Origin of the sequence: Streptomyces sp. NPDC101166, from assembly GCF_044768125.1 — a bacterium.
Classification (GTDB): Bacteria; Actinomycetota; Actinomycetes; order Streptomycetales; family Streptomycetaceae; genus Streptomyces.
Genome location: NZ_JBIWPF010000354.1, coordinates 1 through 1,047, shown reverse-complemented (window position 1 = coordinate 1,047; position 1,047 = coordinate 1). Strand labels below are relative to the sequence as shown.

General features: G+C 73.2%; 1 protein-coding gene. It reads right to left on the bottom strand.

Annotation, left to right across the window (positions count from 1 at the left end):
* A partial coding sequence (locus tag ACIRS4_RS39060; RefSeq protein ID WP_404205160.1) for a GNAT family N-acetyltransferase occupies positions 1-886 on the bottom strand: 886 nt, incomplete at its 3' end.
* Positions 887-1,047 lie beyond the last annotated feature (161 nt).

Genomic DNA, 1,047 nt, shown 5'->3' with positions numbered 1-1,047 from the left:
CCTCGTCGGGGATGTCGCGCACGGTCGGATACGCGCGCACGCCGCGCACCGCCGTGCGGTTCCGGTTCACCGGGAACACCGGTCCCTGATAGGCCCCCGAGAGCAGGTTGGCCAGCACCGCGCCACCCACCCGGCTGGTCGACGGGGTGGCCCCGATCACCGCGATGGACTTGGGCGACAACAGGTTCCCGACGCTGCGTGCCTCCGAGGCCCGCTCGCGCGAATCCCGCACCGACAGCAGCGCTTCGGTGGGGTCGATGGCGAATTCCAGGTGCAGCACCGACCCGTCGCGGCTGCGCTGCACCTGATAACCGGCGTCGCGGAACACCTGCACCATGGCGTTGTTCTCGGCGAGCACCTCGGCCACGAAGGTCTCGATGTCGTTCTCCGCGGCCGCGCCCGCCAGGTGTTCGAGCAGGATCGAGCCCAGCCCGCGGCCCTGATGCTCGTCGGCTACCACGAACGCCACCTCGGCCGCGCGCGGTCCCGGCCGGTCGGCCAGGTACTCGTAGCGGCCCACCGCGATGATCTCGTCGCCGAGTTCGGTCACCAGCCCGACGCGGTCGCGGTAGTCCACGTGCGTGGTCCGGTACAGGTCCTTGGGCGTCATCCGCGGGTACGGCCCGAAGTAGCGCAGGTAGCGGGTGCGGTCGGAGAGCGCGGTGTGGAAGCGCTCCAGCGCCTCGGCGTCGTCGGGGGTGATGGGCCGCAGCCCGACCACGCCGCCGTCGGAGGCGAGCACGTCGGCGAACCAATGTTCTGGCGGCGGAGGCGGATTCACCGGGGTGCCGGGAGTGTCCGGCGGCAGCGGCGGGGCCGGCGCCGGGGGCACGCTGCCGTTGCCGGAGACGGCGGCCGGGTCGGCGGAGTGGGACGGGTCAGTCACGGGGATCCTCCGGATCCAGGCCGAGCAGGCCGAAACTCGCCCGGCGTGTTGCCAATACGGATGTGTCGAGGGCCCGGCGGGCGCGGTCCACGCGCTCGTCGCCGGTGTCGCGGCCGCCGCCGGGGCCGTCCCAGCGCGCGAACGAGGTGTCGGCCCCGTCG